Source organism: Achromobacter sp. GW823-FHT04E03, from assembly GCF_058796095.1.
Genome location: NZ_JBXAIJ010000001.1, coordinates 1,004,497 through 1,030,870 on the forward strand (window position 1 = coordinate 1,004,497; position 26,374 = coordinate 1,030,870).

General features: G+C 68.6%; 29 protein-coding genes. 18 read left to right on the forward strand and 11 right to left on the reverse strand.

Features of this window, described 5'->3' with window-relative positions; genetic code table 11:
• Nucleotides 1–17: 17 nt before the first annotated feature.
• The 3 genes from AC1RHV_RS04645 to curA form a co-directional block, all read right to left on the reverse strand.
• Entirely contained in the window at nt 18–617 is a 600-nt protein-coding gene (locus tag AC1RHV_RS04645) for an HD-GYP domain-containing protein (RefSeq protein WP_054453873.1), read from the reverse strand.
• Nucleotides 618–782: 165 nt separating this feature from the next.
• A complete protein-coding gene (locus AC1RHV_RS04650; RefSeq protein WP_460361306.1) occupies nt 783–1,463 on the reverse strand; it encodes a type 1 glutamine amidotransferase domain-containing protein in 681 nt (226 codons plus the stop codon).
• Nucleotides 1,460–2,509: an NADPH-dependent curcumin/dihydrocurcumin reductase gene (gene curA / locus AC1RHV_RS04655; RefSeq protein ID WP_192491936.1), complete on the reverse strand. Its 1,050-nt coding sequence runs from the start codon at nt 2,507–2,509 to the stop codon at nt 1,460–1,462. The genes AC1RHV_RS04650 and curA overlap by 4 nt, the downstream gene beginning before the upstream one ends.
• Before the next feature lie 165 nt (nt 2,510–2,674).
• On the opposite strand from curA, the gene AC1RHV_RS04660 reads away from it, so the two are divergent.
• From AC1RHV_RS04660 to AC1RHV_RS04705, 10 genes are all read left to right on the forward strand, one after another.
• Nucleotides 2,675–3,391 carry a TetR/AcrR family transcriptional regulator gene (locus AC1RHV_RS04660; RefSeq protein WP_054453865.1) on the forward strand — a complete coding sequence of 239 codons (717 nt, stop codon included), beginning with the start codon at nt 2,675–2,677 and terminating at the stop codon, nt 3,389–3,391.
• 2 nt (nt 3,392–3,393) lie between these two features.
• Nucleotides 3,394–4,362, forward strand: a complete 969-nt coding sequence (locus tag AC1RHV_RS04665) for an HlyD family secretion protein (RefSeq protein ID WP_175213471.1) — start codon at nt 3,394–3,396, stop codon at nt 4,360–4,362.
• On the forward strand, nt 4,359–5,324 hold the full coding sequence (locus tag AC1RHV_RS04670; protein ID WP_306651452.1) for an ABC transporter ATP-binding protein: 966 nt from the start codon (nt 4,359–4,361) through the stop codon (nt 5,322–5,324). Before AC1RHV_RS04665 ends, AC1RHV_RS04670 begins: the two co-directional genes overlap by 4 nt.
• Complete coding sequence (locus AC1RHV_RS04675; RefSeq protein ID WP_054453857.1) at nt 5,321–6,466, forward strand: ABC transporter permease; 1,146 nt, start codon at nt 5,321–5,323, stop codon at nt 6,464–6,466. Before AC1RHV_RS04670 ends, AC1RHV_RS04675 begins: the two co-directional genes overlap by 4 nt.
• Before the next feature lie 6 nt (nt 6,467–6,472).
• Nucleotides 6,473–7,957, forward strand: coding sequence for an efflux transporter outer membrane subunit (locus AC1RHV_RS04680; protein WP_492299853.1), 1,485 nt, complete (start codon nt 6,473–6,475; stop codon nt 7,955–7,957).
• 131 nt (nt 7,958–8,088) lie between these two features.
• Complete coding sequence (locus AC1RHV_RS04685; RefSeq protein WP_054454806.1) at nt 8,089–8,808, forward strand: response regulator transcription factor; 720 nt, start codon at nt 8,089–8,091, stop codon at nt 8,806–8,808.
• A gap of 119 nt (nt 8,809–8,927) precedes the next feature.
• Nucleotides 8,928–9,410 (forward strand): YbaK/prolyl-tRNA synthetase associated domain-containing protein, encoded by a 483-nt coding sequence (locus AC1RHV_RS04690; RefSeq protein ID WP_054453853.1) that lies wholly within the window; start codon nt 8,928–8,930, stop codon nt 9,408–9,410.
• A 26-nt stretch (nt 9,411–9,436) separates the two neighbouring features.
• A complete protein-coding gene (locus AC1RHV_RS04695) occupies nt 9,437–11,416 on the forward strand; it encodes an FUSC family protein (protein ID WP_492299855.1) in 1,980 nt (659 codons plus the stop codon).
• A gap of 3 nt (nt 11,417–11,419) precedes the next feature.
• Nucleotides 11,420–12,208 (forward strand): NRDE family protein, encoded by a 789-nt coding sequence (locus AC1RHV_RS04700; protein WP_119448986.1) that lies wholly within the window; start codon nt 11,420–11,422, stop codon nt 12,206–12,208.
• Between the two features lie 119 nt (nt 12,209–12,327).
• Nucleotides 12,328–12,762 (forward strand): carboxypeptidase-like regulatory domain-containing protein, encoded by a 435-nt coding sequence (locus AC1RHV_RS04705; RefSeq protein WP_054453848.1) that lies wholly within the window; start codon nt 12,328–12,330, stop codon nt 12,760–12,762.
• 6 nt (nt 12,763–12,768) lie between these two features.
• Here the strand turns inward: AC1RHV_RS04705 and AC1RHV_RS04710 are convergent, their stop codons facing one another.
• The gene (locus tag AC1RHV_RS04710) at nt 12,769–13,746 is read right to left on the reverse strand and encodes a glycerophosphodiester phosphodiesterase family protein (RefSeq protein WP_492299858.1); all 978 of its coding nucleotides are present in this window, start codon (nt 13,744–13,746) and stop codon (nt 12,769–12,771) included.
• 11 nt (nt 13,747–13,757) lie between these two features.
• Complete coding sequence (locus AC1RHV_RS04715; RefSeq protein ID WP_175181044.1) at nt 13,758–14,132, reverse strand: MAPEG family protein; 375 nt, start codon at nt 14,130–14,132, stop codon at nt 13,758–13,760.
• Nucleotides 14,133–14,327: 195 nt separating this feature from the next.
• On the opposite strand from AC1RHV_RS04715, the gene AC1RHV_RS04720 reads away from it, so the two are divergent.
• Nucleotides 14,328–15,131 carry a CPBP family intramembrane glutamic endopeptidase gene (locus AC1RHV_RS04720; protein ID WP_492299860.1) on the forward strand — a complete coding sequence of 268 codons (804 nt, stop codon included), beginning with the start codon at nt 14,328–14,330 and terminating at the stop codon, nt 15,129–15,131.
• 16 nt (nt 15,132–15,147) lie between these two features.
• Here AC1RHV_RS04720 and AC1RHV_RS04725 read toward each other — a convergent pair whose 3' ends face one another.
• From AC1RHV_RS04725 to AC1RHV_RS04740, 4 genes are all read right to left on the reverse strand, one after another.
• Nucleotides 15,148–16,200 carry an alkene reductase gene (locus AC1RHV_RS04725; RefSeq protein WP_492299862.1) on the reverse strand — a complete coding sequence of 351 codons (1,053 nt, stop codon included), beginning with the start codon at nt 16,198–16,200 and terminating at the stop codon, nt 15,148–15,150.
• Nucleotides 16,201–16,248: 48 nt separating this feature from the next.
• A complete protein-coding gene (locus AC1RHV_RS04730) occupies nt 16,249–16,596 on the reverse strand; it encodes an ArsR/SmtB family transcription factor (protein ID WP_054453838.1) in 348 nt (115 codons plus the stop codon).
• 154 nt (nt 16,597–16,750) lie between these two features.
• Nucleotides 16,751–18,160 carry an amidase family protein gene (locus AC1RHV_RS04735; protein ID WP_192491940.1) on the reverse strand — a complete coding sequence of 470 codons (1,410 nt, stop codon included), beginning with the start codon at nt 18,158–18,160 and terminating at the stop codon, nt 16,751–16,753.
• A 27-nt stretch (nt 18,161–18,187) separates the two neighbouring features.
• Nucleotides 18,188–19,174 (reverse strand): Bug family tripartite tricarboxylate transporter substrate binding protein, encoded by a 987-nt coding sequence (locus AC1RHV_RS04740; RefSeq protein ID WP_492299865.1) that lies wholly within the window; start codon nt 19,172–19,174, stop codon nt 18,188–18,190.
• A 125-nt stretch (nt 19,175–19,299) separates the two neighbouring features.
• On the opposite strand from AC1RHV_RS04740, the gene AC1RHV_RS04745 reads away from it, so the two are divergent.
• The gene (locus AC1RHV_RS04745; protein ID WP_054453832.1) at nt 19,300–20,241 is read left to right on the forward strand and encodes a LysR substrate-binding domain-containing protein; all 942 of its coding nucleotides are present in this window, start codon (nt 19,300–19,302) and stop codon (nt 20,239–20,241) included.
• Here the strand turns inward: AC1RHV_RS04745 and AC1RHV_RS04750 are convergent.
• Entirely contained in the window at nt 20,213–20,896 is a 684-nt protein-coding gene (locus AC1RHV_RS04750) for a DUF2238 domain-containing protein (RefSeq protein WP_119448980.1), read from the reverse strand. The genes AC1RHV_RS04745 and AC1RHV_RS04750 overlap by 29 nt on opposite strands.
• Nucleotides 20,897–20,898: 2 nt before the next feature.
• On the reverse strand, nt 20,899–21,315 hold the full coding sequence (gene arfB, locus AC1RHV_RS04755) for an alternative ribosome rescue aminoacyl-tRNA hydrolase ArfB (RefSeq protein WP_054453829.1): 417 nt from the start codon (nt 21,313–21,315) through the stop codon (nt 20,899–20,901).
• 93 nt (nt 21,316–21,408) lie between these two features.
• On the opposite strand from arfB, the gene queE reads away from it, so the two are divergent.
• The 6 genes from queE to AC1RHV_RS04785 all read left to right on the forward strand — a co-directional run bounded on the left by queE (nt 21,409) and on the right by AC1RHV_RS04785 (nt 26,338).
• Nucleotides 21,409–22,041, forward strand: coding sequence for a 7-carboxy-7-deazaguanine synthase (queE, locus tag AC1RHV_RS04760; protein ID WP_054453827.1), 633 nt, complete (start codon nt 21,409–21,411; stop codon nt 22,039–22,041).
• A gap of 28 nt (nt 22,042–22,069) precedes the next feature.
• Complete coding sequence (gene queD / locus AC1RHV_RS04765; RefSeq protein ID WP_013394146.1) at nt 22,070–22,513, forward strand: 6-carboxytetrahydropterin synthase QueD; 444 nt, start codon at nt 22,070–22,072, stop codon at nt 22,511–22,513.
• 174 nt (nt 22,514–22,687) lie between these two features.
• Complete coding sequence (locus tag AC1RHV_RS04770; protein ID WP_054453825.1) at nt 22,688–23,164, forward strand: MarR family winged helix-turn-helix transcriptional regulator; 477 nt, start codon at nt 22,688–22,690, stop codon at nt 23,162–23,164.
• On the forward strand, nt 23,161–25,212 hold the full coding sequence (locus AC1RHV_RS04775; protein ID WP_119448977.1) for an FUSC family protein: 2,052 nt from the start codon (nt 23,161–23,163) through the stop codon (nt 25,210–25,212). The genes AC1RHV_RS04770 and AC1RHV_RS04775 overlap by 4 nt, the downstream gene beginning before the upstream one ends.
• The gene (locus AC1RHV_RS04780) at nt 25,209–25,421 is read left to right on the forward strand and encodes a DUF1656 domain-containing protein (RefSeq protein WP_013394149.1); all 213 of its coding nucleotides are present in this window, start codon (nt 25,209–25,211) and stop codon (nt 25,419–25,421) included. Before AC1RHV_RS04775 ends, AC1RHV_RS04780 begins: the two co-directional genes overlap by 4 nt.
• A gap of 2 nt (nt 25,422–25,423) precedes the next feature.
• Nucleotides 25,424–26,338, forward strand: a complete 915-nt coding sequence (locus AC1RHV_RS04785; protein ID WP_492299871.1) for an efflux RND transporter periplasmic adaptor subunit — start codon at nt 25,424–25,426, stop codon at nt 26,336–26,338.
• The last annotated feature ends 36 nt before the right edge of the window (nt 26,339–26,374 follow it).

Consider the following 26,374-nt stretch of genomic DNA (forward strand, 5'->3'; position numbering starts at 1 on the left):
TGCTGACGGGATCTGCGCTACGGAACCCTTAGGGGGCTCTTCGCGATCATCGCTTCGAACGTGCGCAACAGGGCCGGGTCGCATTTGGCGCCGGCTTCCTGGTTCAGGATGCGCATGATCTCCGCATGCGTGCGCGCAGGATGGTAGGGACGCGCATCGCCCAGGGCGTCGTAGGAATCTGCCAGCGAAATGATGCGCGAATGCAGCGGAATGTCCTCGCCCGCCAGTCCTGCGGGATAGCCCGAACCGTCGAAGTGTTCGTGATGATGGCGCACCGCCCGCGCGATCAGCTCGCGTTGCGGAATGTCGCTGTGCATGATGATGTCGGCGCCCACTGCGGCGTGCGCCTTCATGATTTCCCAATCGTCCTTGTCCAGCCGCTTCGGCGAATACAGCACACGATCCGGCGTGCCGATCTTGCCGATGTCATGCAGGCGGGCAGCGACCGCGACCGCCTCCTGTTCGGATTCCGGCAGGCCGCAGGCCCGGGCCAGCGCCACGCTCAGCGCAACAACTCTTTCGGAATGGCGGCCGGTGGCCGGGTCGCGCGCCCGCATGGCGGCAAACAAGGCCGCCACGCAGGAGCCAGCGGGATATTCGGGTACGTCTGGAGGCATCGGTCATCGCGCGCAATGGGCTCTTGCCGCTTTGCGCTGTAGCAAAAGGTCGCGATTCTGACACATTGCGCAGCAATCCTTGCCGATCAGATGCCGCGCGCCAGGGCAAAGCAGAGCCGGACCCGCCCCCGCATCCCGCGGAAACCGGGTCCGGCCCGCCAGCGCTCAATCCTTCAACCTGTCCAGCAGCGCCTGCGCCACGCCGACGGAAGATGCAGGATTCTGGCCCGTGACCAGCAAGCCATCGCCGACCACGTGCGGCTGCCAGTCCGGGCCGCTGGTGTACTGCCCGCCCAACTGCTTCAGCTCGTCCTCGACCAGGAAAGGCACCACGTCGCTCAACTGCACGGCCGCCTCTTCGGCATTGGAAAAGCCAGTGACCTGCCTGCCCTGCACCAGCGGCTTGCCGTCGGCCGTCTTGGCGTGGCGCAGCACGCCGGGCGCATGGCATACGGCCGCAACGGGCTTGCCCGCCGCCAGCATGGTCTCGATCAGCGAGACCGAATTGGGATCTTCCGCCAGATCCCACAAGGGGCCGTGGCCGCCCGGGTAGAACACGGCGTCGTAGTCGGCCGCCTGCACCTGCGCCAGCCGCAAGGTGGCGGCCAGTTGCCGCTGCGCGTCCTTGTCCTGGCGAAAGCGCCGCGTGTCGTCGGTCTGGGCGTCGGGGTCGTCGCTCTTGGGGTCCAGCGGCGGCTGGCCGCCTGCGGGCGAAGCCAGCGTGACCTTGGCGCCCGCGTCGACGAAGGCGTAGTACGGCGCAGCGAATTCTTCCAGCCAGAATCCGGTCTTGCGGCCGGTGTTGCCCAGCGTGTCGTGGGAAGTCAGCACGATCAGGATGTTCATGTGGCGCTCCTTTCGTCCGGGCCGACGCGCACAATGCGCTTGCCGGCGTTTTCACCCCTGAGCAGCCCGATCAGGCCGCGCGGCGCGTTCTCCAGCCCATCGACCACGTCCTCGCGATACTTGATGCGGCCTTGCTTGATCAAGCCTTCCATCGCCTCGCGGAATTCGCCGTAGCGGTGCGCGTATTCGTTGAAGATAATGAAGCCCTGCATCTTGAGGCGCTTGGTGAGGATGGTGCGCATCAGCAGGCCCAGGCGGTCCGGCCCTTGCGGCTGGCTGGTGGCGTTGTAGGCCGAAATCAGGCCGCAGACCGGTATCCGCGCGCGCGGATTCAAGAGCGGCAGCACCGCGTCGAAGACCGCGCCGCCGACGTTCTCGAAATACACGTCGATGCCCTGCGGCACGGCGCGCGCCAGGCGGCCCGGCAGGTCGGGCGCCTTGTGGTCCAGGCAGTCGTCAAAGCCCAGTTCCTGGACTGCGTAGCTGCACTTGTCCGCGCCGCCCGCGATGCCGACCACCTTGCAGCCATGGATCTTGGCGATCTGGCCGACCACCGCCCCCACCGCGCCGCTGGCCGCGGCCACCACCACGGTCTCGCCCGCCTTGGGCTGGCCGATGTCCAGCAAGCCCATGTAGCCGGTGAAGCCGGGCATGCCCAGCACGCCCAGCGAATAGGACGGGTGTTCGGGATTGGGACCCAGCCGCAGCAGGCCGGCGCCATCGGACAGGGCGTAGTCCTGCCAGCCGGATTGCGCCAGCACCCACTCCCCTGGGCGGTAGTCGGGATGGTTGGAGGCTTCGACCCGCGTCACCGTGCCGCCTACCATGACGCCGCCGACCTGCACCGGTTCGGCATAGGACGGCGCGTCGCTCATGCGGCCGCGCATATAGGGATCGAGCGACAGGTACACGGTGCGCAACAGCACCTGGCCGGGGCCGGGCTGCGGCACCTCGCCGGTTTCCAGGCGGAAATCGCGGTCTGCCGGCTCGCCTTGCGGGCGCGCGGCAAGCACGATGCGGCGGTTGATGGAAGACGATTGGGGCATGACGGTCCAGCCTCCTGCAAGAAAGCCGCCCGGGCCTGGCGCACACAACCCGGATGGCGGGATGGGGTACCGGCCCATTACACCATCTAAGCCCGCGCATCCGGTGTGTAACCCTGAAGCGCGCCCCTCTTTTAATTAATTAATAATTTAATTAACATACGCGGCATGCGTTCCGCTCCCTCTACCCCCTCCCGCCGGCCGGGCCGCCCGCCGCGACCCGACAATGCCGCCGCCCGCGCCAACCTGCTGGACACCGCCACCGGCCTGTTCGCGGCCCAGGGCGTGGCGGCCACCACGCTCACGCACATTGCGCAACGCGCCGGCGTCACCACGGCGATGGTGCATTACTACTTCAAGAGCCGCGACCAGTTGATCGACGCGGTCGTGCAGGAGCGGATCGTGCCGGTCATCGGCTACGTCTGGTCGCCGTTGCCACAACCTCAGATTCCCGCAGCGGACCCCGCCGCTGCCGCGCGCGCCTTCATCGCCGAGGTCGTGGGCCGGCTGGTGCAAAGCGCGGTCGAACGGCCCTGGCTGCCGGCCCTGTGGCTGCACGAGGTCGTGAATGAAGGCGGCCAGCTGCGCGAACGCGTGCTGCGCCATCTGCCCGTCGAGCGCCTGCAGGCCTTCATCGGCCTCATCGCCGAATGCCAGCGCGCGGGCGCCATCACCCCGGACGTGGAACCGCGGCTGGTCTTTCTGTCCGTCCTGGGCCTGACCCTGCTCCCGCTGGCCACCTCCGGCCTGTGGCGGCGCGTCCTGCTGGACGCTGCGCAACCGCAGGCCATAGACACCCGCGCGATCGCGGCCCACGCCATCGCCATGCTCACCGGCGGCCTGTTCTCGCCGTCCGCCCCGACTCCCGCCACTCCAGGACGCTGACCATGCGCATCCCTCCCGCCTTGCGCCGCCCCCTGCCCGCCTCTGCGCTGGCCTTGCTTGCCCTGGGCGGTTGCGGCAAGGACAACGGCGCCTTTTTCCAGGGCTACGCCGAAGGCGAATATGTCTACGTGGCGTCGTCCGAGGCCGGCCGGCTGGCCGAGCTGCCGGTGCGGCGCGGCCAGCAGGTGCAAGCCGACGCGCCGCTCTTCGCGCTGGAAGCCACGCGCGAAACCGCGGCGCGCGACCAGGCCAGCGCGCAATTGGCCGCCGCCGTGGCCCAGGAAGAAGACATCGCCACCGGCAAGCGTCCGCCCGAAGTGGACGTCAGCCGCGCCCAGCTGGCGCAGGCCGAGGCGGCCAGCCGCCGCTCGGCGGCGCAACTGCGGCGCGATACCGACCAGTTCCGCATCGGCGGCATCGCGCGCGCGCAGCTGGACGACAGCCGCGAACAGGCGCAATCGGACGCGGCGCGCGTGCGCGAGTTGCAGGCCCAGCTGGAAGTGGCCCGCCTGCCCGGCCGCGACGACCAGCGCCGCGCCCAGGCCGCCCAAGTCGATGCGGCCCGCGCCGCGCTGGCCCAGGCGGAATGGACGCTGGCGCAAAAGCGCCTGGCGGCGCCGGCCGCGGGGCTGGTATTCGACACGCTCTACCGCGTGGGCGAATGGGTGCCTGCCGGCAGTCCGGTCGTCAGCCTGCTGCCGCCGGGCAACATCAAGGTGCGCTTCTTCGTTCCGGAAACGGCGTTGGGCGCGCTGAAGGTGGGGCAACAGGCGACGGTGCGCTGCGATGGCTGCGGCGATCCCATCCCCGTGCGCATCGACTACATATCGACCCAGGCCGAGTACACGCCGCCCGTGATCTACAGCCGCGAAAGCCGCAGCAAGCTGGTCTACATGGTGCAGGCGCGGCCAGCGCCCGAAGCCGCCACGCGGCTACATCCGGGCCAGCCGGTGGAAGCGGTGCTGCAATGAGCGCGCCCGCCGCCACGCAGGAAGCATCCGCCGGGCAATACGTCATCGACGTGCACGGCCTGAACAAGCGCTTCGGCAGCAAGCACGTCGTCAACGACGTGTCGCTCCAAGTGCGGGAAGGCGAGATCTTCGGCTTCCTGGGCCCCAACGGCAGCGGCAAGACGACCAGCATCCGGCTGATGTGCGGTTTGTTGACGCCGGATTCGGGCAGCGGGACCTGCCTGGGCTACGACATTCTGCGCGACAGCGCGCAGATCAAGCGGCACGTCGGCTACATGACGCAGAAGTTCTCCTACTGGGACGACCTGACCATCCGCGAGAACCTGGATTTCGTGGCGCGCATGTACGGCATGCCCGAACGGCGCGCGGCGGTGGACCGCGCGCTGGAAGACCTGGGCCTGCAAAGCCGCGCCGGCCAGTTGACGGGTTCCTTGTCCGGCGGCTGGAAGCAGCGCCTGGCGCTGGCAGCCTGCCTGCTGCATCAGCCGAAGCTGCTGCTGCTGGACGAACCCACCGCGGGCGTGGACCCGACCGCGCGGCGCGACTTCTGGGAGCAGCTGCATGAACTGGCGGCGCGCGGCATCTCGGTGCTGGTCAGCACGCACTACATGGACGAGGCCGAACGCTGCCACAAGCTGGCCTACATCTCCTACGGCCGGTTGCTGACGCAAGGCACGGCCGAGGACGTCATCGCCGAGCAGGGCCTGACCACCTGGGCCATCCACGGCCACAACCTGGTGCCGCTGGCGCAGCGCCTGCGCGACGCGCCGGGCGTGGACCAGACCGTGGCCTTCGGTTCCGCGCTGCACATCAGCGGCCGCGACGCAGCACAACTGGAACGCACGCTCAGGGACGCCATCGCCGGCCAGGACCTGACCCTGGAACCCATAGCCACCAGCCTGGAGGATGTCTTCATCTACCTGATGAAACGCTCCACCGACAACTTCGCGAGCCCGCCATGATGCGCCATCTGCAAGGCTTTTCCTGGTCGCGCTGGTGGAGCATGGTGCTCAAGGAGTTCCTGCAGCTGCGCCGCGACCGTATCACCTTCGGCATGATCGTGGGCCTGCCCATCATGCAGCTGGCGCTGTTCGGCTACGCCATCAACACGGATCCCAAGCAGATGCCGACGGCGGTCATCGCCGCCGACCACAGCCCGTTCACGCGCAGCTTCGTCGCGGCGATGAAATCGTCCGACTACTTCCACATCATCGAAGAACTGGACAATGAAGAAGCGGGCCGCGCGGCCTTGGCGCAAGGGCGCGTCCTGTTCGTCCTGACCATTCCGCCGGACTTCAGCCGCAAGCTGCTGCGCGGCGAGCGCCCCGCGCTGCTGATCGAGGCCGACGCCACCGACCCCATGGCGACCGGACTGGCCATCGGCGCGGCCACGCAGTTGTCGCAGGCCGTGGCGACCAAGGACCTGACCGGACCGCTGGCCAGCCTGGCCGGCGGCCAGCCGCCCTTCGACGTGCTCGTGCACCAGCTCTACAACGAAGAGCAGATCTCGCAATACAACACCGTGCCGGGCCTGATGGGCGTGATCCTGACCATGACGCTGGTGATGATGACCGGCCTGGCCATGACGCGCGAGCGCGAACGCGGCACGATGGAAAACCTGCTGGCGATGCCGGTGCTGCCCATCGAAGTGATGACGGGCAAGATCGTGCCGTACATCGCGATAGGCCTGATCCAGTCCAGCATCATCCTGCTGGCCGCGCACTTCGTCTTCCACGTGCCGTTCCAGGGGTCGCTGTTGGCCGTGTACCTGTCTGCGCTGGTGTTCGTGGCCGCCAACCTGACCGTGGGCATCACCCTGTCGTCGCTGGCGCAGAACCAGTTGCAGGCCATGCAGCTGACCATGTTCTATTTCCTGCCCAACATGCTGCTGTCCGGCTTCATGTTCCCGTTCCAGGGCATGCCGATGTGGGCGCAATACCTTGGCAACCTGCTGCCGCTGACCCACTTCAACCGCCTGATCCGCGGCATCCTGCTCAAAGGCAACGGCTGGTGGGACTTGTGGCCCAGCATCTGGCCGCTGCTGGTGTTTACCGTGGTCGTCATGACCGCCGCCGTGAAGTTCTACCGCCGCACCCTGGATTGAACCGCCATGTCCCGCTCCACGCCCTTGCCCTTCCCGTCCGCCGCCGCGCCTTTGCGCCTGGCTGCGCCGGTCCTGTGCGCGCTGCTCGCGGGCTGCGCCGTGGGGCCGGACTTCGAGCGCCCGGCGCCGCCGCGGGTCGACGCCTACACCGCGCCTCGCGGTGCCTCAGCCGCCAGCGGCGCGCAACGCCTGCAGGACGGCGTCGACATCCCCGCGCAATGGTGGCAGCTGTTCCGCTCCGAAGCGCTCGACCAGCTGGTCCGGCAGGCCTTGCAGGCCAGCCCCACGCTGGAGCAGGCGCGCGCCCGCTTGCGCCAGGCCAATGAAGACCTGAACGCCGAAACCGGCGGCCGCATGCTGCCGCAGGTCGACGGCAACCTGTCGGTGACGCGGCAGAAGGTGGACCCAGCAGCCTTCGGCGTGCCGGTGGCCGAGCAGCCCCCGCCCTTCACGCTCTACAACGCGTCCATCGACGTGTCCTACACGCTGGACGTGTTCGGCGGCAATCTCCGCGCGCTGGAAGGCCTGGGCGCGCAGGTGAACTACCAGGCGCATGAGCTGCAGGCTGCGCGCATGTCGCTGGCCGCCAACGTGGTCACTGCCGCCATCCGCCAGGCCGACCTGAACGAACGCCTGGCCGACACGCGGGCATTGCTTGCGGCGCAGGAGCGGCAGCAGGACATCATGCGCCAGCGCCAGCAGGCGGGCGGCGTGTCCGAGGCTGATCTGCGCAACCAGGAGCTGCTGGTCGCGCAGACCCGGGCCACGCTGCCGCCGCTGGAATACCAGCTGGCGCAGGCCACGCACCAGCTGGCCGCCTACCTGGGGCTGGCGCCGGCCGAGCTGCGGTCCGCGCCCTTGCGGCTGGCCGACCTGACGCTGCCCGCCGACGTGCCCACCGGCGTGCCCTCGGCCCTGACCCGCCAGCGGCCCGACATCCTGGCCGCCGAAGCGCTCTGGCATCAGGCCTCGGCCAATGTCGGCGTGGCCGTCGCCAACCAGTATCCGCAATTCACCCTGACAGCCAGCTTCGGCTCGCAACGCACCCGCGCGGGCGACCTGTCCGATGGCCTGAACGTCTGGAGCCTGGGCCTGGGCCTGGTCCAGCCGCTGTTCCATGGTGGCGAGCTGCGCGCGCGCACGCGCTCGGCCGAGGCCGCCTACGACGCGGCCGCGGCCGGTTACCGTCAAACAGTGTTAGAGGGCTTCCGGCAGGTCGCCGACGCCTTGCGCGCGGTGCAGACCGACGGCGACGCCTACCTGGCCAGCGACGAGGCCTGGCGCCGAGCCGACCAGGCCGAGCGCATCGCGCAAGGGCGCTACCAGGCCGGCGGCATCAGCCACCTGAGCCTGCTGGACAGCCAGCGCCAACTGCTTCAGACACGCATTGCGCGCACCGCCGCGGACGCGGCGCGCCACGCCGACACCGCCGCCCTGCTGCAGGCGTTGGGCGGCGGTTGGTGGAATGAAACGTCCGCCGACGCACCATAACGGTGCCGCGACGCGCCTTGCGTAACCTTGCCCGAGAATTCGGGTAATAAAGTGGCGTTGTGCGGGGTTTAGGAAATCGCTGTATCCGATGCATCATGCATGCGCTCATGCTGCACAGATCACAACGATTCATGAATGACCTACTAGACCTGATCGTCTTCTCTCCCGATCCCGGAGTGCGCGCGCACCGCGGCGCGGCGCTGGCGGAAATGGGCTTCTCGCCCCGGTTGTGCGAAGACTCCAATAACTTGTTCCGCCTGTTTCAGGCCCGCCGCACCCCATTGCTGGTGATGGAAGCCGAGCTGTCCGATCTCTGCATGGCCGTGGCTGGCCTGCGCGCCCTGGACACCACTGCGGGCATCGTCGCCATCTCCACCTTCGACTCGCCCGAAAATCGCATACTCGGCCTGCACTGCGGCGCAGACGTCTGCCTGCCCTCTGACGCGGGCGCAACGGAAATCGCGGCCGCGTTGCAGGCGCTGGTGCGGCGCATCCCCGCGCCTGGCCGGCGCGCCGTCGACGCCGAGCCGCGTCCGGCGCAGCCGGCGCCAGGCGACGCGGCAGGCAAATGGCAATTCCATGATGCGGCCTGGACGCTGGTCAGCCCGCAAGGCAAGCGCCTGGCCCTGACGCTGGCCGAGCGCGAGTTTCTGCTCAAGCTGACGGCTTCCGCCGACAAGCGCCTGCCGCGCGCCGACGCAGCCATCACCGATTCGCATGGCGGCCACGAATCGATGCGCCGCACCGACGTGCTGGTCAGTCGCCTGCGCCGCAAGGCCCAGGACCTGAACCTGGAATTGCCGATCCGCACCGTCTGGGGCTGGGGTTACGCCTTTACCGGAGAAATCTGAGGAGGCTGGCCCGGATCAGCGTACGCGCCGCCGCGGCGCCGCGCGGCGGGCGTATCATGCGGCGTACGAGGCCGACTCCCGGCCTGCGCCCCGCCACATCCCGATCTACGCGCCCCGACATGGAAGTCTACGAACGCCTGCAAGCCTTGCTTGCCCAGAACCAGGCCCGCTACCGCCTGATTGAACACGCCGCGGCCGGCCGCTCCGTCGAAGTCGCCGCGATCCGCGGCACCGAGGTCAGCCAGGGCGCCAAGGCGCTGGTCTGCCGCGTCAAGATATCCTCCAACCAGCGCCGCAACGTGCTGGCGGTGTTCCCGGCCGACAAGCAGGCCGACCTGGACGCCATCGCCCGCGCGGCCGGCGGCAAGAAGGCCTCGCTGGCGTCGCAGGACCTGGCGCGAGAACTCACCGGCTGCGAGATCGGGGCCATTCCGCCCTTCACTTTCAATCCGGACCTGCACCTGCTGGTGGACCCAAGCCTGCGCGAGCGCCACGGTGAAATCGTATTCAACGCCGGCCGCCTGGACGCCTCCATCCTCCTGAATACGGAAGACTACTTCCGGCTGGCCGCGCCCGACGAGGCGCCGCTGATCAAGGCCTGATCCCCAGGCCGCGCCACGAGGCCGCCGTGTTCCGTTCCTCGCTGAAACATGCCGCGCGCAACGCCAACATGCGTTGGCTGATGAGCCTGGCGCACATGGAGCCTTCGCCCGTCAGCCGCTGGGTGGCGCTGCGCGCCGCGCTGGCCATCGGCCTGCCTTCGGCGGTCGGACTCGCGCTGGACCAAAGCGCGGCGGCGGCCCTGGTTGCGCTAGGCGCGCTGCCCGCCATTACCGGCGACAACGGCGGCCCATACCGCAACCGCGCCCTGTCCATCGGCGCCACCGTGTTCGGCGGCGCGCTGGGATATTTCCTCGGCACCCTGATTGCAGGGCACGGACTGTGGACGTCCGCCGCCATGACGCTGCTGGTGCTGGCGGCCAGCCTGGTCGGCACCTTCAACAACATCGCCGCCGTCTCCACGCTGCAATTCGCCGCCTATGTCATCGTCGGCGCCAGCCTGACGTCCACCCTGCCGCCCTGGCTGCCTTCGGTGCTGGTGGGAGCCGGCGGCCTGTTCGGCCTGGCGCTGACCCTGACGGGCTGGGTGGTCCATCCGACGGCGCCCGAGCGCGCCGCCGTCGCCATGGCCTACCGCAAGCTGGCGGCCATGTTCGCCGCCATCGGCACCTCGCACACCATGAGCGCGCGGCGCGACATGGAAGCGGCCATGACGACCGCCTACGACACCGTGCTGGCCGCGCGCCGCAGCGCGGCCGGCCCCTCCCCGCGACTGGCCCGGCTGGCGGCCCAGCTGCAAGCCTGTACGCCTCTCACCAACACCGCCCTGGAGCTGGCCCGCGCCGGACGCGTGCTGCCGCGCGACTGCGCGCGGGTCATGAACCGGCTCGCAGACCGCGTGGAAAACGACGCAACGCCGGACCCGCGCGAGGACATCGCGGCCTTGCGCCACGTGGACATGGCCCCCTTGGCCGACGCGCTGGACCAAGTGCAGCCCCTGCTGGACGGCGGCGCGCTGTCCGAAGCCGACGCCTTTGCCGGCCTGCCGCCGGCGCGGCCGCGCACGCCCTGGCGCGTGCTGGCGCGCACTTACCGGCCGGGGCCGACCACCTTGCGCTACCTGGTGCGGCTGGGCCTGTGCCTGATCGCCGCCGAGGCCGTGGCGCTGGCGGCCTCGCTGCCGCGTTCCTACTGGGTGCCGCTGATCGTGGTGGTGGTGTTCAAGCCCAACTTCGGCTCGGTGTTCGCGCGGGCGCTGCAAAGCTGCGCGGGCAGCGTGGTGGGCGTGGCGATCAGCGCGACCGTGCTGGCGCTGGACCGCAACGGCATCGTCAGCCTGCTCACGGTGGCGGGGCTGGCGTCCCTGCTGCCTTGGTCGGTGCGGCGCAACTACGGCTTGTTTTCCGCCATCCTGCTGCCCATCCTGATGCTGCTGATCGGCGCGCTGCAACCAGGCAGCTGGCCCATCGCGCTGGCGCGCCTGATCGATGTGGCCGTGGCCGCCGGCATCGTGCTGCTGGTGGGCTACCTGCCATGGATACGGATAGAACGCGGCAACCTGGACAACGCGGTCGCCGCCGCCATGGACACGCTGGCCGCCTACCTGAACACGGTGTTCCAGGCCGATCCCACCAGCCGCCACGACCTGCGCGCCAGCGCCTACGCACGCCTGTCCGATCTGCGCATCGCCTTGCAGCGCGGGCTGTCCGAGCCGCGCCTGGTCAGCCGCCGCGCACTGGCCTGGTGGCCGGTGGAGGTCGCGCTGGAACGCGTGGCCAACGCCATTTCCGACACGGCCTGGTCGCTGCACGCCGACCAGGCCGCGCCTAGCGCCACGGAGCTGGCGCAACTGGCGGCCAGCCTGCACCAGATGAGCGCCGCCGTTGCGCAAGGCGCGGCCATGCCGGCCGCCGCCATCGCCTCGACCGCCCCCGCGCTGCGCGACGTGGCCGCCCAGATCGAAGCCTTGCGCGCCGCGCTGGCCGGCCCGGATTTCGCGGCCGCGCCAGGCAAAGCCATCCCCGACAAACCCGCCAACCAGGTCTGAACCATGTGTCTTGCCGTACTGGCCCTGCATGCCCTGCCGGGCATCCCCGTCCTGATCGCCGCCAACCGCGACGAATTCCACCAACGCCCCACCTTGCCCGCCGCGCAATGGCCTGACGCCCCCGAGGTCTACGCCGGCCGCGACGGCCTGGCCGGCGGCAGCTGGATGGGCGCGACGACCGGCGGACGCCATGCGCTAGTGACCAACTTTCGCGAGCCGGGCAGGATGATCGAGAACGCGCCTTCGCGCGGCGCGCTGGTCGAAGACTATCTGCGCGGCACGGTCTCCCCGGCCGACTACCTGGCGCAAGTGCATGCCGCCGGCCAGGCCTACAACGGCTTCAACCTGATCGTGGGCGATGCGCGCGAAGCCTGGTATCTCAGCAATCGCGACGGCGGCCCGCGGCGCCTGGCTCCGGGCGTCTATGCCCTGTCCAACCATCTGCTGGACACGCCCTGGCCCAAGCTGGCGCGCACCAAGGCGGCTTTCGAGGCCGTGCTGCGCAGCGGGCCGCAGCCCGACCTGCCCGCGCTGATGGCCGCCCTGGCCGACCGCCAGCCCGCCGACGACGCCGACCTGCCCGCCACCGGCCTGCCGCTGGATCGCGAAAGGCTATTGAGCAGCCCGTTCATCGTCAGTCCGAACTATGGCACGCGCAGTTCCAGCGTACTGGCGCTGCGCGATGATGGCGCCGGACAGCTGGATGAAAGGCGCTTCGCCCCGGACGGCTCGGTCAGCGGCGAAAGCCGGCTGACATTTTCCTGGAGCGCGGCACGCGGTACGCTTACCTAGGCTGCGGAAACAATCGGTTGATATCGGAGACCCGCGGGTGCGAACTCCGCGCCGGCATGCGGGTCGAAATGTTCATGCGCGCACGACACCGCGCAGATCGTCCTATCCAGGAGAGTCTCATGAACAAGCGTTTAGAACGCTGCACCATGGCCGCCGCGATGGCGCTGGGCAGCATGGCCTTTGCCGGCGTCCTGTCCACCGCCCAGGCCGGCATGCCGGCAGTGCAGCAGCAGGGTTCGGTGCAATACGTCAGCGGCGGCATCGGCCTGGACGAATCCGAAGCCATGAAGGCTGCAGCCAAGGACTATCCGCTGGCGCTGACGTTCGCGGCGCAACGCGGCGGCCAGGCAGACTACGTCGCCAATGTCGCCGTCACCATCAGCGATGCGCAGGGCAAGTCCGTGCTGCAAACCACTGCCGAAGGCCCGTACATGCTGGTCAAGCTGCCGGCCGGCAACTACAGGATTTCAGCGACCTACAACGGCCAGGCCCAACAGCGCGAAGTCTCGGTGCAGAACTCTGGCACCGCGCGCGCCGTGTTCGAATGGAAGTAGCGGCTTTCATGGCCCGCGCCTGAAAGCGCGCGCCACGGCTTCGATTTCGTTGGTCCAGATCCCGCCCGCGTATTCCGCCGGCACGCGGCGTATGTCCTCGGGGGTGTCGATACCCGTGGAATGGCCCTCGCCGGCGTAAGGACCGAGCAGGAACACGCTGCTGCCCGCCGTCTCCATGCGGTCCAGGAAGCGGCCGGGCCAGCCCCACAACCAGGGCGCGACGTTCACCGGCACCGTCAGCGCCATGCCGCGGCAGACCTGCGGAACGTGGCCGGTCCAGCCCGCGGCCGCATAGCGCAACAGGCAGGACTTCAGGTCCGAGCGCGTCAGCGTGCGCACGCCCGGCGCCAACTGGCGCAACCGGCCTACCGGCTCCTCGCCCCCATACACCATGAAGTCTGCCCGCCTGGCCGGCGGCATGCCGTTGAGCACCGCCGCCAACGCCGCGCCCTCCTCCGCATCGCGGCTCTTGACGTTGATGAGAAAGCGCTGGCGCGGAAACGCCTCCAGCACTTCGGACAGCGTCGGCATCAGGCCCACGCCGCGCCCGCGGAACGGAAAGGTCTTGCCGCCATCGGCGGTATAGCCGTAGCCGATGTCCAGCGCCTTGAGTTCGGCCATCGTGTGTTCGCGCGTCGCGCCGCGGCCCTCGGTGCGGCAATCGACCGTCCAGTCGTGGAACACGGCGAACTGGCCATCGGTGGTGGGATGGACGTCGATCTCGACGATGTCCGCGCCGGCCTCGAAGCTCGCGCGCATGGACGCGATGGTGTTTTCCAGATAGCCGTGGGTGGGTTCGACGATGCGGGTCGCGGTGCAGGTGTCCCGCGCCAGGCCCGCCGCGTCGTAGCGTTGCGCGATGCCGCGATGCGCGAGCAGCGTCACCCGCGCACCGGGATCGGGCGCCGCCCAGTCAGCGTTGTTGATGTAGATGAAGCCTAGCAGCGCGATGGCCGCCAGTGCCGCGACACGCCGCTTGCGCATGGCGCCGTCCGTCAGACACCCGCGAACAGGATCGCGATGATGAAGCCCACGCTGATGGCCCACACCAGCGAACGCAGCGCGCCCCAGCCCGCCAGGTACATGGCCAGATAGCCCAGCCGCACGCCCAGCCAGCAGGCCATCAGCGTGGCCACGTGCGCGGGCGGCGCCTGGGTATACAGCGCGAACAGCACCGCCGCGTAGAAGAACGGCAGCGATTCAAAGGTATTGGTCTGCGCCGCATTGGCACGCGCGCGCCAACCATCCTGGCGTGCCAGCCAGGCGCGCGGATCATTGTTGTCGAACTTCTTTCCGCCCGCCTTGGCCACGATGGCCGACACGAAAGGCAGCACTGCCGCCGCCAACATCAACCACGCGATCATCTTCATAGTCTGGCTCCCAGGTATCCGGCAGGCGCCAGGATACCTGGGTTCGCGGCGCGGCGTCAGCACACGCGCTCAGCGGTCCGGCGCGCATGCCGTGCGGCCCGCAAAGAGCCGCGCGTTTACACTCAGCCCTTTCAACGCCCGTCCACGCCCGTGTCCGCGCTAAGCCCCTGGTCCGCACTGTTCATCGCCGCCGCCATGTTGTGGCCACCCGCCACCCGCCGCTGGGCGCTGGCGCCGCTCGCCGCCGCCTACGCCTGGGCCTGGAGCGATGGCACGATAGACGCCGTGGCGCTGGCCTGGCCTGCGTTGCTGATCCTGGCCGCCGTGCTGGTCCGGCCCGCATCGGGCGCGCTGGCGCGCACCGCCGGCCATGCGCTCTTCATCGCGCTGGCCGCGCTGCTGTTCCTGCACCTGCTGCCGGGCTTTCACAACCCGCAGGTCATCGCGCCAGCGCCACTGAGTCCGGACGCCGTGCCTTTCGGCATGTACCTGAACCTGGACAAGCCGCTGGTGGCGTTCTGGGTCGTGCTGGCGCTGACGCCGCCGATGGCGGGACTGACTCCGCGCGCCACGCTGTCGTCCGCGTTCCTGGCTTGCGCGGGCGCCGTCGCCATCTGCCTGGGCTGCGCGCTGGCGCTGGGCGTGGTCGGCTGGGCGCCCAAGTGGCCGCAATCGGGCTGGATCTGGCTGATCAACAACGCCTTGCTGGTGACCTTGGCCGAGGAGGCGCTGTTCCGCGGTTATCTGCAACAGCGGCTGACGGACTTGTGGCGCGGCCGCGCCTGGGGGGCGTGGGCGGCGTTGATCATCGCGGCCGTGCTGTTCGGCCTGGCGCATTACGCAGGCGGCTGGCAATGGATGCTGCTGGCCAGCCTGGCGGGCGCGGCCTACGGCCTGGCCTACAAATACGGCGGCCTGGCCGCTGCGGTGCTGGCGCACCTGGGCCTGAACGCGGCGCACTTCGGCTTGTTCACCTATCCGATGCGCACCGTGTTCTGAATGCCGGACCCGCCGGTCAGGCCAGGGCCGGATAGTCGGTGTAGCCGCCCGGGCCCGGCGCATAGAACGTGGCCGGGTTGGGCCGGTTCAGCGGCGCCTTGAGTTCGAAGCGGCGCGCCAGGTCCGGATTGGCGATGTACTGCACGCCAAAAGCCACGGCATCGGCGCGGCCCGCGGCAATGGCGGCCTCGGCGGACTCGCGGCCGAATCCTTCGTTGGCGATGTACGTGCCGCCGAATTCGGCCTTGAGCATCGGGCCCAGGCTGTCGGCGGCTTCGTATTCGCGCACGCACAGGAAGGCGATGCCGCGCTTGCCCAGTTCACGCGCCACATAGCCGAAGGTGGCGGCCGGGTTGGAATCGCCCATGGTGTGGATTTCCCCGCGCGGCGACAGATGCACGCCCACGCGGCCCGCGCCCCACACCGATATACAGGCATCCACAGCTTCCAGCAGCAGCCGCGCGCGGTTCTCCAGCGAGCCGCCATAGGCGTCAGTGCGATGGTTGGTGCTGTCCTGCAGGAACTGGTCCAGCAGATAGCCGTTGGCGGCATGCACTTCCACGCCGTCGAAACCGGCCTCCATGGCCATCTTCGCGCCGTGGTGGTAGGCCTCGACCACGCCCGGAATCTCGGCCGTTTCCAGCGCGCGTGGCGTGACGTAGGCGCGCTCCGGACGCACGTGGCTGACGTGGCCGCGGGCGGCAATGGCGCTGGGCGCCACCGGCAGTTCGCCATCCAGGAACATGGGGTCGGAGATCCGGCCCACGTGCCAGAGCTGCGCCACGATCAGGCCGCCGGCCCGGTGCACCGCGGACGTGACCTTGCGCCAGCCCTGTACCTGTTCGGGGGTCCACAGGCCCGGCGTATCGGCATAGCCCACGCCTTGCGGGGTGACGGCCGTGGCTTCGGTCAGGATCATGCCGGCGCCGGCGCGCTGGGTGTAGTACTCGACCATCAGGTCGTTGGGCACGCGGCCCGGACTGGCGTGCATGCGCGTCAAAGGCGCCATGACGATACGGTTGCGCAGCGTCAGATCGCCTGCGCGCAGGGGTTCGAAAAGTTGGCTCATGCGTAAATCCTTGGCCCCGGATCAGGGGCCGCTGGCGGCGTAGCGGGGCTACATATCCTGGTTCAATTGCCGCAGGAACGCGGCAATGGCGGCTTCGTTGCGACGGTAGAAAATCCACTGCCCCACCTTGGTCGCCGAGATCAGGCCCGCGCGCTGCAGAACGGCCAGGTGCGAGGACACGGTGGACTGGGACAGTCCGCAGCGTTCGTCGATGTGGCCCGCGCATACGCCATGCTCGAAAGTATGGCCCGGGCGTTCCTCGAAGTACGCGTGCGGCGTCTTCAGCCAGGCAAGGATGTCGCGCCGCACCGGATTGGCCAACGCCTTGAGGATGGCGTCGGCGTCAATGGCCGGTAACGAGGCGGCTGGGTCGGAGCTGGAAGTGGAGACCGTCATATTGAAGTATCGCAATTTATCGAATCTTATATCGGAAGTATTCGATATATAGTCATGCCCCTGCGGCGGACAGGGCTTTATGGCCCCGGCATCCGCGCCCGGCCATCCGCCACGGATGCCTCCATAGCCGCCCTTCCCCTTCCTTCCGCGCCGCTCAGGCCACGAGCCTATCCAGCACCGACCACCCCGCCCGCGCCTCGATGGCTTCGCCCGCGGCCAGGCACAGGTCTTCGCGGAACCGCCCCGCCACCAGATGGACACCCATCGGCACACCGTCCGCCAGGCCGACAGGGACCGACAGGCCAGGCAAGCCCAGTATCGCGGTCGAGACCAGCGGGCTCTGCGCGCGCAGTATGTCGCCCATGGCCGCGTCGCCTTGCTGGTCCTGGTCGATCGGGAATGGACGCTCGAACGACACCGGCATGAGCAGGACGGGATAGCGGTCGAAGAATGCGCCCCACTCCCGCAGTATCGTGGTGCGCAGCGCCAGCGCCTGGATAAAGCCGTCCTTGTCCAGCGGCGAGGTGTGCGCAAGCATGCTGCGGTAGGCGCGCTGTATCGCCGCGTCGCCTGCACGCTCGATTTCGCGGCCCATGGAGCCGGACGCTTCGTTCATCAGCACGCTGCGCCATAGCTCGGCCGCTTCCTCGAACCTGGGCGGCGTTGCTGTTTCGACGATGTAGCCCGCGTCTTCCAGGTACTTTGCGGCGCGCAGCAAGGCATCCAGCACAGCGGGATCGGATTTCAGGGCCGAGGTGCCGCAGAACAGCGCCACCCGCCGGCTATCTCCAGGCTGGCGCAGGTCCAGCGGCGCGGGCACCCACCACGGATCGCGGGAATCGCCCGCCGACATGGCCTCCAGCCCCAGTCTCAGGTCGGCAATGTTCCGCGCCAAGGGGCCCTGGGTCGCGGCCAGTTGGGAAGCCACCGGACGCTCCGATTTCTGGCTGGCGTTGTAGGCCGGCACCCGGCCTTGCGAGGGCCGCAGCCCCGCCACGCCGCAGGCATAGGCCGGATACCGGATCGATCCACCCTGGTCGCTGCCATGCGCCAGCGGCCCCATGCCCAGGGCGGCGGCGACGGACGCGCCGCCGCTGGAGCCGCCCGGCGTGCGCGCGGCGTCGAACGGGTTGACGGTGCGGCCATGCAGGTCGTTGTCCGAAAACCAGCGCCAGGAGAATGCCGGAACGTTGCTGCGGCCGATCACGACCGCGCCGGCCTTGAGCCAGTTGTCGACGGCGGGATTGTTCTCCCTGGCAATGAGGTCCCGGTACGCGACGACGCCATTGGTCGTGGCCGAGCCTGCCAGATCGGCGTTGGCCTTGATGGTGACCGGCACGCCGTGCAGGAGGCCCAGCGGCGCGCCCCCGCGCACCGCGGCGTCGGCGGCATCGGCCGCCTTCAGTGCCTGGTCGGCGCAGATCTCGGTAAGCGGATTGAAGACCGGATTTAGCTGTGCCGCCCGCTGCAGGCAGCTCTGCACGGCCTCCCGGCTGGAAACTTCCCGCTGGCGGATGGCCTGGGCCAGATCGACGGCGCTCCAGCGCCAGAGTTCGTTCGTCATGATGGCTCCCTGTGGGGTTGAACGCAGTCAGTCGGCCGACGCGCCGGAGCGCTTGACCATCTCGCCCCACCGCGGGATCTCGCTGGCGATGAGGCTGGCGAACTGTTCGGGCGTGGACGGCGTCGCATCGACGGACAGCGTTTCGTTGAGCTTGAGCACCGCGGGGTCCTGCAGCGCTTTGGCGATGGCGCGATTGAGCTTGTCGATGATGGGCTTGGGCGTGCCGGCGGGCGCGACGATGCCGCCCCAGGACACCACCTCAAATCCCTTCAAGCCGGATTCGTCGAGGGTGGGCACGTCCGAGAGGACAGGCACGCGCGTGAGGCTGGTCGCCCCCAGCACCTTTACCTGTCCGGAGCGGATGAAGGGCAGCACGCCCGCGACGTTGTCGATCATCACGTCGAGCTGCCCGCCCACGATGTCGCCCACCGCCTGCTGGCCGCTCTTGTACGGGACGTGCAGCATGGTCGTGCCCGTCTCGCTCTTGAGCATTTCCCCGGCCAGATGGGCGCTCGATCCCACCCCCAACGAGCCGACGCTGACCTTGCCCGGATGCTGGCTGGCATAGCTGACCAGGCCCTGCACATCGCTTGCCGGGAAGTCGTTGCGGGCGATCAACACCAGGGCATTGCTGATGGCCAGGCTGATGGGCGCAAGGCTGCGTTGCGGGTCGTAAGGCAGCTTCGAGTACATGCTCTTGTTGATTGCCAGCGTGACCAGGTTGCCGAAGCCTATCGTGTAGCCGTCCGGCGCCGCCGCGGCCAGCGCCTGCGTGCCGACAATACCGCCCGCCCCTCCCCGGTTGTCGACGATCACCGGTTGGCCGAGTTCGCGCCCCAGGGCGTCCGCGATCGGGCGTAGCACCACGTCGGGACCGGACCCCGCCACATACGGCACGATGAGTTTGACTGGCCGTTGGGGCCAATCAGCCTGCGCCGCGCCGGCGCCTGCCGCTCCCAGCAAGGCAAAACACAATGAAATGGCCTGACCTACACGACGGGGAAAGATCTGCATGGCTTGCTCCTGAAGTACGGGACTGCATGGTCTTGTCGTCGTGAAGCTTAGAGATCGCCCGCGCTGCGCATAAGGCTATTTCTTTGTTAAGGTGACAACTCCAGGTTGTCGCCATCGAGAGGCACATGAAAGACCACCATCTCCGGGCCTGGCTGAAGGTCGCCGAATTACGCAGCATCCGCGCCGCGGCGCGCAGCCTGCACTTGAGCCAGGCGGCGGTGACCAAGGCCATCAAGGAACTGGAAACGGAGCTCGAAGCGCCGCTGCTCACGCGCAGCCCCCAGGGCATCGAGGTCACCGAATGCGGCGAACACCTGACGGTGCGGGCGCAGCTTGCCCAGGCCCAGTTGTCCCTGGCGCGCCAGGACATCCGCCAACTGCTCAGCGGTGCGCAGGCGCGGGTGGCAGTGGGCGTGACGCCCATGGTGATGCTGAGCGTGCTGCCTGACGTGCTGAACGATTTCAGGCAAAGCATGCCCGCGGCCAAGCTCAAGGTTTCGGAAGGCCTGCTGGCCGCCGTCCTGCCGGCTTTGCGCAACGGCTCGCTGGATTTCGCGTTGGCGTCCGGCATGGCGGACAACCATGGCGGGCAGGAGTTCGATTTCGAGGAACTGCGGCCGCTGGAATTCATGGTCGCCTGCCGCCGCGGACATCCGCTGGCGGGCGCCACGCGGTGGCAAGACATCGCGGGCTGCGAATGGCTGCTCAACACCTCGGGCGGCAGCCACACCGACGCCTTTCTGCAAGGCCTGCGCGCAAACGGCCTGCAGCCGCCCGAACGCGTCATCGACTGCGATACGTTCGGCGTGATGTGGAACCTGATGGTCCGCAGCGACGCGTTGATCGTCTGCCCGGCGGGCATGCTAGAGATCCCGCCTTACGGCGCCGAAGCCAGCCAGATCCGCACCGAAGCGCCCATGCCGGTCGCCAGCATAGGCATCATGACGCTGCGGGGAACGCCGCTGTCGCTGGCGGCGTCCACCATGGCGGACCTGTTCCGCCGACGCATCCAGCGGCTAGCCCAGGCGGGTGCCGTGGCTACACGCCAGGCTGGCGGCGCGGCTTGAGGCTGTCGGCCCAGTCGCGCGCCAGGTCGCGGCGGGCGCGGCGGTTGACCAGGGCGGTGATGGCCATCGCGATGACGGCGCCCCCGGCCGCCAGCGCCATGTCCTTCTGTGCGTCCCAGATATCGCCCTGCGTGCCCAGATAGGCCGCGCCCAGGTCGCCGCCCACGGTGGCGGCGGCGCCCCACTCCAGCAGTTCGTAGAGCGCCGAGGTCGACAGCGTGACGTCCATGGGCAGGAAATACGCCCAGAAGCCGCGCACCTCGACCACGCGCAGAAAGATCTCGCGGATGGGATACGCCAGCAGCAGGCCGTAGGAAAAATGCACCACGCGGTCGAAATTGTTGCGCTCCCAGCCGACCATGCTGTTGAAACTGTGTCCCGTCAGCGCCCGCCACCAGTCGTCGTAAGGCACGAGCGAATAGGTGTAGTGCGCGCCGACGGCATGCAGGCACAGGTAAAGAAAGATCAGCGTGTACGAGGTGCGCGAAAACACGAACCAGCGCCGCGTAAAGAGCAGCGCCGCGCCGAAGGCCAGCACCAGCGCGTTCTCCAGCGCCCAGTCGGCGCGGTCATGCGGCGCAATCGCCAGCGCCGTCCATATCACGGCGAACAGCGCGCCCAGCGTGTACAGGTAGCGCCGGCGCGCGTCGGCCATGGTCAGTCTCCCTGGACCCGGCCGCGCAGGCGCTTGACTTCGCCATGCAGCACCTTGCGCTGCACACGGCGGCGCTGCGAGGCGCGGGTGGGCTTGGTCGGACGGCGCGGTTTGTCGGTGCGCGCCGCTGCGCGCACCATGGCGATCAGGCGTTCGATGGCTTCGGCGCGGTTCTTTTCCTGGCTGCGGAACGCCTGTGACTTGATGACGATGACCCCGTCCTTGGAGACGCGGTGGTCGCTCAGCGCGCACAGCGCTTCCTTGATTTCTTCGGGCAGGCTGGAGGCGCGCACGTCGAAACGCAGGTGCACGGCGCTGGACACCTTGTTGACGTTCTGGCCGCCCGCGCCCTGGGCGCGGATCATGGTGAACGCCAGGTCGCGTTCATCCAGGTAGATGGAATCTTGGACGTGAAACATAGCCCGCAAGTATAGATGCGCCGCGCAAAGTAAAATAATGCGCTTTTGCCTGATTTATCCGGGGTCCGGCCTTATCCGGCCGCCGGCACCACCATGACTTACTCCGCCAAAGAAATCTTCAAGACGCTGCAGGGCGAAGGCGCCCACGCAGGCCGCGCGGCGGTCTTCTGCCGCTTTGCCGGCTGCAACCTCTGGACCGGCCGCGAAAGCGACCGCGCCAGCGCCGCCTGCACCTTCTGCGACACCGACTTCATCGGCACCGACGGCGACGGCGGCGGCAAGTTCGCCACGCCCGAACTGCTGGCCGACGCCATCGCCGCGGCCTGGGGCCCGGGCGCCAATGACCGCTACGTGGTCTTCACTGGCGGCGAACCGCTGCTGCAGCTGGACGCGCCGCTCTTGACCGCGGTGCACGCGCGCGGCTTCACGGTGGCCATCGAAACCAACGGCACCATCAAGCCGCCCGCCGGCATCGACTGGATCTGCGTCAGCCCCAAGGGCACGGCGCCCGTGGTCCTGGAACGCGGCGACGAGCTCAAGCTGGTCTATCCGCAGGCCAATGCGCAGCCCGAAGCCTTCGCGCACCTGGACTTCGAGCACTTCTTCCTGCAACCCATGGATGGCCCCGCGCGCGCGGCCAATACCGAACAGGCCGTCCAGTACTGTATGCAGCATCCGCAATGGCGGCTCAGCCTGCAGACCCACAAATACATAGGCATTCCATGATTCACCCTAGCCCCCTGCGGAGCGCGCCATGATTTCCGTGACCCGCAGGCTGGAATTCGACGCCGGCCACCGCATTCCCGACCACCGCAGCCAGTGCCGCAACCTGCATGGCCACCGCTATGTGCTGGAAATCACCTTGACCGGCGACGTGGTGCAGGCGCCCGGCGAGTCCGACAACGGCATGCTGATGGATTTCTCCGAGATCAAGCACATCGCCAAGACCCACATCGTGGACGTCTGGGACCATGCTTTCCTGGTGTATGAGGGCGACGCCGCCGTGCGCGGCTTCCTGGACAGCCTGCCCGGCCACAAGACCGTGGTGCTGGACCGCATCCCCACGGCCGAAAACCTGGCCGCCATCGTCTTCCAGACCCTCGCGCCGCACTATCACGGCCACTATGGCGCCGAACTGCGCCTGACCCGCGTGCGCCTGTACGAAACGCCCAACTGCTGGGCGGACTGCAACGGCTGAACGCCGGGGCGCGGCCGCCACTGCCGCGCCCGTCCTTGCCGCGACACGCCCCCCTGGCTGCCGGTTTTCCATCAACGGAAAACCCGCCCCCTATTTTCCCGATTGAGAAAATCCATGGAGATAATCGCCATTTTCAATTATTAGTAAGCTAATAGATAGGATACAATCTATTCCATGAACACGCCCACCGACTCCCAGCTCATGGCCACCACCTCCGCCCTGATGGTCCTGTCGCGCGCCTATCGCGGCGCCGCCGACAAGGCCCTGGCCGATTACGGCCTCTCCCAGGCCACCGCCTGGCCCGTGATCCTGGCCGGCCGCCTGGGAGACGGCGTACGCCAGGGCGCGCTGGCCGAGGCGCTGGGCGTAGAAGGCCCCTCGCTGGTGCGCGTGCTGGATCACCTGGTCGCCGCCGGCCTGATGGAACGCCGCGAAGACCCGCACGACCGCCGCGCAAGGACCCTGCACCTGACCGACGCCGGGCAGGCGCTGCGCGCCAAGGTCGAGGACGTCCTGGTCGACCTGCGCCGCCACCTGTTCCGGGACGTAAGCGAAGCCGACCTGCAAGCCTGCCTGCGGGTCTTCGACAGCCTGAAAGTCACCCTGGGCCGCGGCGGCGCCGGCACCCAGCCACAGGACGAACAAGCGTGAAACTCCCCAACGTCCGCGAAGCCATCTTCTCGCTCAAGAGCTACCTGAGCGCCATCATGGCGCTCTACCTGGCCTACAGCATGGGATTGCCGCGTCCGTTCTGGGCCATGACCACGGCCTATGTCGTGGCCCAACCCTGGTCGGGCGCGGTGCGCTCCAAGGCGCTGTACCGCCTGGCCGGCACCTTCTTCGGTTCGGCGGCCACCGTCTACCTGGTGCCGCGGCTGTCGAATTCCCCGGTGGTCATGACCGCCGCCATGGTGCTGTGGGTGGGCGCCTGCCTGTACCTGTCGGTGCTGGACCGCACCCCGCGTTCGTACCTCTTCATGCTGGCGGGCTATACCGCCGCGATGATCGGCTTTCCCAGCGTGACGGCCCCCGCCCAGGTGTTCGACACCGCGCTCGCCCGCGTCGAGGAAATCAGCCTGGGCATCGTCTGCGCCACGCTGATCCACAGCATCGTGCTGCCGCGCGGCCTGGCCCCTGCCCTGACGCTGATGCTGGACAAGGCCGTGCGCGACGCCCGCAACTGGATGCACGACACGCTCAGCGGCCAGGCCACCGAGCAGAAGGACCGCGACCGCCGCGTACTGGCCAACGACATCACGCAGCTGCGCCTGATGTCCACCCACGTGCCGTTCGACACCAGCAACCTGCGCTGGACCTCGGGCGCGGTGCGCGCCATGCAGGACCAGATCGCAGCACTGACGCCCACCGTGTCCGCCGTGGAAGACCGCATGCGCGCCCTGCAGGCCGGCGGCCAGCCGCTGCCGGAGCCCGTCACGGCCCTGCTCGCCGACATCTCCGAATGGATCAACGCCGGCGCGCAGGCCACCCACGAGACCGCGGTGCAGCTGCGCGCCGCCGCCACCCGCCTCACGCCTGAAATCGACAGCCGCTCCAACTGGCGCGACGTGCTGCTGGCCAGCCTGATGACGCGGCTGCGCGAGCTGGTCGACACCTATGACGAATGCCTGGCGCTGCGCCGCGAGATCCGCGCGGGCCTGGCCGGCGCGCCGCTGCGCGCCCCGCGCTCCAAGCCCGCGCCCAACGCCGCGCTGCACCGCGACCGCGGCATGGCGCTGCTGTCGGCCCTGGCCGCGGGCGTGGCCATTTCGGTCTGCTGCGCCTTCTGGATCGGCACCGCCTGGAGCAACGGCGCCACCGCCGCGCTCATGGCCGCCATCTTCAGCTGCTTCTTCGCGTCGCAGGACAATCCAGTGCCCGGCATCATGCAGTTCCTGACCTACACGGTGTATTCGATCCCGCTGTCGGCGCTGTACCTGCTGGGCATCATGCCCGCCATCCATTCGTTCGAGATGCTGGCCCTGGCCATGCTGCCCACGGCCTTCGTGCTGGGCATCTTCATTGCCCGGCCCGCCACCGCCGGCAAGGCCATGGCGATGCTGTTCGGGTTCCTGGGCACGATGGCGCTGCAGGATACCAACACCGCCGACATCGTGTCCTTCATCGACACGCAGGTCGCGCAATGCATGGGCGTGGCCACCGCGGCCATCATCGCCGCCATCTTCCGCACCGTCAGCGCCGACTGGAGCGCGCGCCGCATCCAGGCCGCCAACTGGAAGGAACTGGAAACCCTGGCAAGCTCGCCGCGCGCGCCTTCGCGTCACACCTACGCCGCCCGCATGCTGGACCGCATCGGCCTCCTGCAGCCGCGCCTGGCGCTGGCCCAGCGTCCGGACGACCTGGTCGCCGCCGATGCGCTGAAGGATCTGCGCGTGGGCCGCGACATCACCGAACTGCAGCGCGCCCGGCGCCATCTGCCCATGGCCGAACCGGCCATCCAGCCGGTGCTGGACGGGCTGGCGAAGTTCTTCCACGCCCGCTCGGCCTGGCAGGTCGGCGAGAAAACGCCCGAATTCCTGGCGCAGATCGATCGCGCGTTGGCCAGCGTGACGGCCACGCCCCCGGGCGCCGCGGCCCGCGACCGGGCAGTCGTCGCGCTGGTGGGCCTGCGCCGCGCCTTCTTCCCCGACGCGCCCGACTACCAACCCGCCCATCCCACCCTGGAGGGCCAAGCATCATGATCGGCGAATTCAATCTTTATGGCGTCTATTTTCCCTGGCTGCTGGTGCTGGGCGTGGTGACCCTGGGCGTTGCCTGGGCGGTGCGCCGCGTGCTGGCCCGCGCCGGGCTGTACCGCCTGGTGTGGCACCCCGCGCTGTTCGACCTGGCGCTGTTCGTGGTGCTGCTGTACGGCGTATCCCTCATTTCCCCCTATTTACTCCAGAGATAAGCATGAAACTCCCCAATGCCCTGCGCCCCGCAGCCATCGGCAAGTTCGCGGTGACCGCCGTCGTCGTCGCCGCGGCCGCCTACGCCGGCTGGCAGCTCTGGGTGCACTATGAAGTCGAACCCTGGACCCGCGACGGCCGCGTCAAGGCCTACGTGGTGCAGGTCGCGCCGGATGTCTCCGGCCTGGTGACCAGCGTGCCGGTGCACGACAACCAGGACGTGAAGGCCGGCGACGTGCTGTTCGAGATCGACCGCGCGCGCTTCCAGCTGGCCTACGACCAGGCCCAGGCCTCGGTGCGTTCCGCGCAAGTGGCGCGCGACCAGGCGGTGCGAGACGCCAAGCGCAACCGCTCGCTGGGCCAACTGGTGGCCGCCGAGGCGCTGGAACAAAGCCAGACCAAGCTGCAGCAGACCGAAGCCGCGCTGGCCCAGGCCGAAGTGCAGCTCAACACCGCGCGCCTGAACCTGGAACGCAGCCGGGTGCTGGCGGTGAACGACGGCCGCATTACCAACCTGGACCTGCGCGCCGGCTCCTACGCCACCGCGGGCCGCGGCGTGATGGCGCTGGTGGATTCCGGCTCGTTCTACGTCGAAGGCTACTTCGAGGAAACCAAGCTGCCCGGCATCCATGAAGGTGATCCCGTCACCGTGACGCTGATGGGCGACTCGCACCATATCCGCGGCCACGTCGAAAGCATTGCCATGGGCATTGCCGACCGCGACCGCAGCACCGGCGCCAACCTGCTGCCCAACGTCAATCCCACGTTCAACTGGGTCCGCCTGGCGCAGCGCATCCCGGTGCGCGTGAAGATCGACGACGTGCCCGAAGGCGTGCGCCTGGTGGCCGGCCAGACCGCCACCGTATCGGTGGATTCCGGCCCTGCCCATTCGCAGACCGAGACGCACCAGCCGTCCTGATCACCACTTTTTCAACCCCTTACCCCTAATCGACGC